Origin of the sequence: Caulobacter sp. 17J65-9, assembly GCF_010975005.1 — a bacterium.
GTDB lineage: Bacteria > Pseudomonadota > Alphaproteobacteria > Caulobacterales > Caulobacteraceae > 17J80-11.
Window position 1 is genome coordinate 21,346 of sequence record NZ_JAAIVC010000034.1, and the last position, 6,315, is coordinate 27,660.

The 6,315-nt window shown below is 71.3% G+C and carries 6 protein-coding genes; 2 read left to right on the forward strand and 4 right to left on the reverse strand.

Annotated elements, in window-relative coordinates; translation table 11 throughout:
- Nucleotides 1-7: 7 nt before the first annotated feature.
- The 3 genes from G3573_RS07825 to G3573_RS07835 form a co-directional block, all read right to left on the reverse strand.
- Nucleotides 8-1,852, reverse strand: coding sequence for a DUF885 family protein (locus G3573_RS07825; RefSeq protein WP_163260527.1), 1,845 nt, complete (start codon nt 1,850-1,852; stop codon nt 8-10).
- Nucleotides 1,853-2,034: 182 nt separating this feature from the next.
- Nucleotides 2,035-2,760 carry an ABC transporter permease gene (locus G3573_RS07830; protein ID WP_163260528.1) on the reverse strand — a complete coding sequence of 242 codons (726 nt, stop codon included), beginning with the start codon at nt 2,758-2,760 and terminating at the stop codon, nt 2,035-2,037.
- Nucleotides 2,761-2,773: 13 nt separating this feature from the next.
- A complete protein-coding gene (locus tag G3573_RS07835) occupies nt 2,774-3,688 on the reverse strand; it encodes an ABC transporter ATP-binding protein (RefSeq protein ID WP_163260529.1) in 915 nt (304 codons plus the stop codon).
- 100 nt (nt 3,689-3,788) lie between these two features.
- Here G3573_RS07835 and G3573_RS22550 point away from each other — a divergent pair, with 100 nt between their 5' ends.
- Nucleotides 3,789-4,292 carry a DUF2975 domain-containing protein gene (locus G3573_RS22550; RefSeq protein ID WP_163260530.1) on the forward strand — a complete coding sequence of 168 codons (504 nt, stop codon included), beginning with the start codon at nt 3,789-3,791 and terminating at the stop codon, nt 4,290-4,292.
- Complete coding sequence (locus tag G3573_RS07845) at nt 4,293-4,529, forward strand: helix-turn-helix transcriptional regulator (RefSeq protein ID WP_163260531.1); 237 nt, start codon at nt 4,293-4,295, stop codon at nt 4,527-4,529.
- A 13-nt stretch (nt 4,530-4,542) separates the two neighbouring features.
- Here the strand turns inward: G3573_RS07845 and G3573_RS07850 are convergent.
- A partial coding sequence (locus G3573_RS07850) for an ATP-binding protein (RefSeq protein ID WP_163260532.1) occupies nt 4,543-6,315 on the reverse strand: 1,773 nt, incomplete at its 5' end.

Sequence of the window (6,315 nt, forward strand, 5' to 3'; positions counted from 1 at the left end):
GCCGCGATCAGGCCTTCGAGGCGGTCCAATCCTGGATCACCCGCTCCAGCACCGCCATCGGCATGCCGCCCGACAGCAGGCCCGCGTCGTGGAAGCTCTTGATGTCGAACTTCGGACCGAGCGTCTTCTTGGCGTTCTCGCGCAGCTGCATCCACTTGGTCTGGCCGACCTTGTAGCTGGACGCCTGGCCCGGCCACACGCAGTAGCGCTCGACCTCGGTGACGTGGGCGCTCTCGGGCTCGCCCAGGTGCTCGGTCATGTACTTGATCGCCTGCTCGCGGCTCCAGCGCTTGTAGTGCAGGCCGGAGTCGACCACCAGGCGCACGGCCCGGAACAGGTAGCTCTGCAGGAAGCCGATGCGGCCGTACGGGTCGTTGTCGTACATGCCCATCTCTTCGGCCAGCTGCTCGGCGTACAGCGCCCAGCCTTCCGAATAGGCGCTGAAGCCCATCACCTTGCGCAGCATCGGAATGCCCTGGGCTTCCAGCGCGAGCGTGATCTGCAGGTGGTGGCCCGGGATCGCCTCGTGGTGGGTCAGGGTCGGCAGCGACCACTTCGGCCATTCAGCCGTGTCGCGCAGGTTGATGTAGTAGGCGCCCGGGCGCGAGCCGTCGAGCGTCGGGCCCTGGTAGTAGCCGCCTGGCGCGCCGGCCTCGATGGCGACCGGCACCCGCCGCACCTCGACGCCCGCCTTCGGCAGGGCCCCGAACCAGGCCGGCAGCTTGGCGCTGACCACCTGGATGTGGCGGTTCAGGTCGGCGATCAGCTCGGCCTTGCCCGCGTCGGTGTTCGGGTAGAGGAAGCGCGGGTCCTTGGACATGGCGCTCAGGCGCTGGCCGACCGTGCCCTGGGTCATGCCCTGGGCCTTCATCAGCGCGTCGATGCGGCCGGAGATCTCGGCCACCTGCTCCAGACCCATCTTGTGGATCTCGGCGCCGGTCATCTTGGTGGTGGTGTAGGACTCCAGGCCCCAGTCGTAATAGGCGTCGCCGTCCGGCAGGCGCCACACGCCCGCGTCGTGCGTGGCGGTCGGGCGCATGGCCTCCATGGCCGCGATCTGACGGTCCAGCGCCGGATAGACCTGGGTCTCGACGATCTTCTGGGCGTCGGCGCCGTAGTCGCCGGCCACGCCGGCTTCCTTGGCGCGGCGGGCGACCGACTTGACCATGGTGGTGTCGGCGGCCGGCGTGGCGCGCATGCCGCGCAGCTGCAGCAGGGTCTTGTCGATGATGAAGTCCGGCGGGGCGGCGCCCTTGGCGGCGTCGGCGCGGGCCCGGTCGGTCTCCTGGTCCAGCGCCGTGGCGAAGGCCGCCAGGCGCGACAGGTAGGCGTCGGCGTCGGACTTGTCGGAGATCTGGTGCTGGCTGTCCAGGAAGTCCGGGATGGTCAGGTAGGCCGAGCTCAGCTGGTTGACCACGTAGGCCTGCGGATAGGTCCGCGCGCCGTAGGTGAAGCTCTCCATGCCGTGCAGGCCGACGCTGCCGGCGAAGTCGACCGTGTCGTAGTTGACCGCGTCCATGCCGGCCAGCTTCTTGCGGTCGATGGCCTTCATCTCGGCCGCGTAGCCGCGGTTCTGGGCGATCTGGCGCTCGATCTCCTTGGTGGAGCGGTCGTCCAGCTTGGACTTGGCCCAGGCGCCGTCGGGCGCACGGTCCAGACCCAGGCTGGTCATGCCCTCCGGCGAGTACTTCAGGGAATCCTTGAAGACCTTGTCGAAGAAGGCGTTGAGCTTGGCGGCGGTGGCCGGATCGGACCCGGTCGGCGCGGCGGCGCGGGCCAGCGCGCCGCCCGCGGCGAAGCTCGTCGCGCCGATGGCGGCGGCGGAGAGCAGAAGTCGACGACGGTCGAGCATTGTGGACGTTCCCCTGAAGGCGTCTTTTCGTTTGGACTGTCAGGGGTACGGCAGCGTTCCAACCCGGGCAATAAGACCGGCGGTCCGCGAGCGTTAAGCTTTGGTAATGGCGCCCGCTGCGCCCGAAAGCTGGTCCCCCGCCTGTCCCTTGCGCACAAAGGCGCGCCGACGCGGCTCGACCGCTAGACGACCTCGTGCCGTCCCAGGTGCAGCAGCATGGCGACCAGGGCGGCCAGCCCGCCGAAGAAGCCGACCGACAGGGCCACGGCCGCGCGTTCCGGGTCGTGGGCCAGGGCGTTGACCGGGATCAGCCAGGGGAAGAACACGCCCTCCTCGGCCGCGGTGGCGGCGACGGCCGCGAAGGTCCCGGCGATGCCGAGGATCAGCGGGACCACGAAGCTGCGGAAGCGCAGGGCGGCCCACAGCTGAACCACGACCATCAGCAGGGCCCCGGCGTACATGGCCGCGAGGATCCGGGCGGAGTGGGCCAGCGGAATCGGACCGGTCAGTTGCACGCCGGGCTTGAGCCGCTCGGCCAGCAGGCCCGCGCCGAAGACGCCGCCGTAGAGCGCCACGCTCATCAGCGCCACCAGGCCCAGCACCACCAGCGCCTTGGCCAGGAACACCTTCCAGCGCAGGACAGGCAGGGCCAGCAGGTGATTCCAGGCCTTGGGCGCGTGTTCCATCTGGGCGACCAGCACGGTCAGGGCGGTGACGGTCATCGGCAGCATGAAATAGGCCCACATGACCTCGCCGTTGACGGCGAACAGCTCCCAGGTCGCAGGCGTGTCGCGGCGCAGCGCCATCATGAAGCACAGGGCGGCGACGCAGGCCGGGGCGGCGACGCACAGCAGCAGGGCCAGCGAACGCTTCAGCTTGGCCAGTTCGACGTGGATCAGGGTGAGCATGGCGCGGCTCCGGTCAGGCGTTCAGGGGCGCGCGGGCGCCGGTCAGATCGAGGTAGACGTCCTCCAGCGAGCGCTGGCGCGGGGCCAGGCGCTGGACGGCAAGGTCGGCGCCGACCAGCAGCCGGTTGACCGCCGCGGCGGTCCACTCGGCCGGCAGGCGCACGCGCAGGGCGGCGTCCTCCCGGCGGGCGGACAGCCCCGCCTGGGCGAGGAGGGCGGCGGCGCGCTCGGCCTCGTCGACCTCGATCTCCAGTTCGGCCGGCCCGCCCTTCAGCTCGCGGAGGGAGGTCTGGGCCAGCAGCCGGCCCTCGTGCATCAGTCCGACGTGGTCGGCGGTCTGCTCGACCTCGGCCAACAGGTGGCTGGAGACGAACACGGTGACGCCGCCCTGCTCCGGCAGGGACCGGATCAGCCGGCGCATGTCGCGGATACCGTCGGGGTCGAGGCCGTTGGTCGGCTCGTCCAGCACCAGCAGCCGCGGGCCGCCGAGCAGGGCTCGGGCGAGGCCCAGCCGCTGGCGCATGCCCAGCGAATAGCCGCCGACCCGCCGGCCCGCCGCGCCGGCCAGGTCCACGACCTCCAGCACCCGGTCGATCTCGGTCTTGGGCAGGGCCAGGATGCGGCGGGTCAGGTCGAGGTTTTCGCGGCCGGTCAGGTGGTCGTAGAGCGCCGGCGTCTCGACCAGCGAGCCGATCATGGCCGCGGTCTTCAGCCGACGCGCGCCGACCGGCTCGCCGAACACCCGCACCTCGCCGGCGCTGGGCCGCAGCAGGCCCAGGATCAGCCGGATGGTCGTGGTCTTGCCCGCACCGTTGCGGCCGAGGAAGCCGTAGACCCCGCCGCGCGGCGCCGCCAGGTCGACCCCGTCCACCGCCGCACGCGCCCCGAACCGCTTGGTCAGGCCGGTGCTCTCGATCGCTGTCGCCATGCCGCGCCCCTTGATCGGCGTTTAACTCTCGCTTAAACGCTGTCGAGCGACGATCTTTAAGTCAAGATTAAATTTCCGACAGCCTGGGAGGGCGTCGTCCGTGGCCGAAGCCGAACTGAAATCCCTGCGCCTCAACAGCCGACGGCTGCGCGACCTGACCACCCTGGTGCTGGTCGGCCTGAGCGGCCCGCTGCTGCTGGTGCACGTCATCGCGCCGCCGCTGCGCCGGGTCGTGACCCTGGCGCCGGGCGTGTCGGTCGGCGATTGGCGCGCCGACCTGATCCGCTTCCTGCCGGCCGCCTTCTACCTGTGGGGGCTATGGTCGATCCGCAGCGTGTTCGCCGACCTCGCCGCGGGCGGCCGGCTGCAGCCGGCTCTGGCGAGCGGCCTGACCCGGGTGGGCCAGGCGCTGGTGCTGGGGGCGGTCAGCAGCGTGTTCGTCGTGACCAACCTGTTGCGCTGGATCGGCCACGGCAAAGGCGGCTATCTGCACTTCGACGTGCCCGGCGTGGTGCTGGGCGTGGTCGGCCTGGCCCTGATGCTTCTGGCCCGCCTGCTGGCCCACGCCGCCGCGGTGCAGGCCGAGCTGGACGAGATCATCTGAATGCCGGTGCGCGTGACCCTGGACGAGATGATCGTCCGCCGCGGCGTGAAAGCGAAGGATCTGGCCGCCGAGGTCGGACTCAGCGAGACCCAGCTGTCGCTGTTCCGCTCTGGCAAGGTGAAGGGCGTGCGCTTCGCCACCCTGGCCAAGCTTTGCGCGGCGCTGCGGTGCCGGCCGTCCGACCTGCTCGACTACGACTACGATCCCGCCGACCTGAGGGTGGGCGAAGAGGACTGATTTCGGCCCCCGCTCACGCCGTCCGCAGCTCCTGCTTCACCCGCTCGGCCAGGGTCTTGATGTCGATCGGCTTGGGCAGGAAGGACACGCCGGTCTCGCCCTCCAGCAGGTCGGAAAACTCGGCCTCGGCGTAGCCGGAGATGAACATCACCGGGGCCGTGCCGAGGTAGCCGCGCGCCTTCTTGAGCAGGGTCGGGCCGTCCATGCCGGGCATGATCACGTCGGAGATCAGCATGTCGATCTGGCCGGCGTTCTCCTCGGCCAGGATCAGCGCCTCCTCGCCGTCGGCCGCCTCGATCACCTCGTAGCCGCGCGCGCGCAGCAGGCGGGCGGCGACGCCGCGCACGGCGTCCTCGTCCTCGACGAACAGGATGCGCCCGGCGCCGGACAGGTCGCGCGGCGCCGGCTTGGCCTTGGCGTCGGCCTTGACCACCGGGGCGGCGTCGGCCGGCGGCGTGTAGGCCGGCAGGAAGATGCGGAAGTGGGCGCCCTGCCCCGGCGGGCTGGCGACCGAGATGTGGCCGTCGGCCTGCTCGACGATGCCGTAGACGGTGGCTAGGCCCATGCCGGTGCCTTCGCCGATCGCCTTGGTGGTGAAGAACGGCTCGAAGATCTTGCTCACCAGGTCGGGCGGGATGCCCGGGCCGGTGTCCGACACCTCGATGAAGGCGCAGTCGCCGGCCGGGGCTTCCGGCCAGCCCAGGGTGCGGGCCTCGCCTTGCGTCAGGCGCGCGGTCTTGATGCGCACCACGCCGCCGCCCATGCCCTTCATGGCGTCGCGCGCGTTGACCGCCAGGTTCATGACCGCGGTCTCGAGCTGGCTCTTGTCGGCGTGCACCAGCGGCAGGTCGCGGCCGTAGGAGGTCTCGAGCTTCACGTCCTCGCGCAGCAGGCGGCGCAGCAGGACCTCGAACTCGCTGATCAGCTCGCCCAGCTCCAGCGTCTCGCGCTTGACGGTCTGCTTGCGCGAGAAGGCCAGCAGCTTGCGCACCAGGTCGGCGGCGCGGGTGGCGGTCTGGCGGATCTCGTTCAGGCCCTCGTAGGAGGGATCGCCCACCGGGTGGCGCTGCAGCAGCTCGTCCAGGCGCAGCTGGATGGCGGTCAGCAGGTTGTTGAAGTCGTGGGCCACGCCGCCGGCCAGCTGGCCGATGGCCTGCATCTTCTGCGACTGGGCCAGCTGCAGCTCCAGCTGCTTCTGGTCGGTGACGTCGAACACGTAGACCAGGCGCCGGTCGCCGTCGGCGGCGACGTACAGGTGGGCGGCGCGTTTGGTCCCGGCCAGCTCGACCTCGATCGGGAAGGCGCCGGCGGCCAGCTTCTTGCCGGCCTCGGCCAGCGACGCCGGGTCGAACAGTTCGGCGAAGCGCGCGCCCGGCTTGGCGCGGCCGTCGGTGAGGCGGACGAGCGCCGGGTTGGCCTCGGTGATGGCGGCGGCCAGCGGGTCGGCGGCGTCGATCACCGCGGCCCCGAACGGCGCGGCGGCCGAATACAGGTCAGGCCCCGTCACGGCCGGCGCGACCGGCGGCGCGGCCAGAACGGCGACCGGCTCGGGCGCAGCCAGGCGGCGATGCTCGGACACCAGGCCGTCGGCGGCGGCGCGCACCAGGAAGCGGTTGGAGCCGAGCGTCGAGACCACGGTCTCGAACTCCTGCTCGCCCAGCTTCAGGTCGGCGCGGCCCACGCGACCGGCGCGGGCTTCCGACAGGGCGACGAACAGGGCGGGGGCGGCGGTGCCGCGCGGCAGGCGGCTGGCGTCGGCGCCGGTCTCGCGCCACGCGGCGTTGGC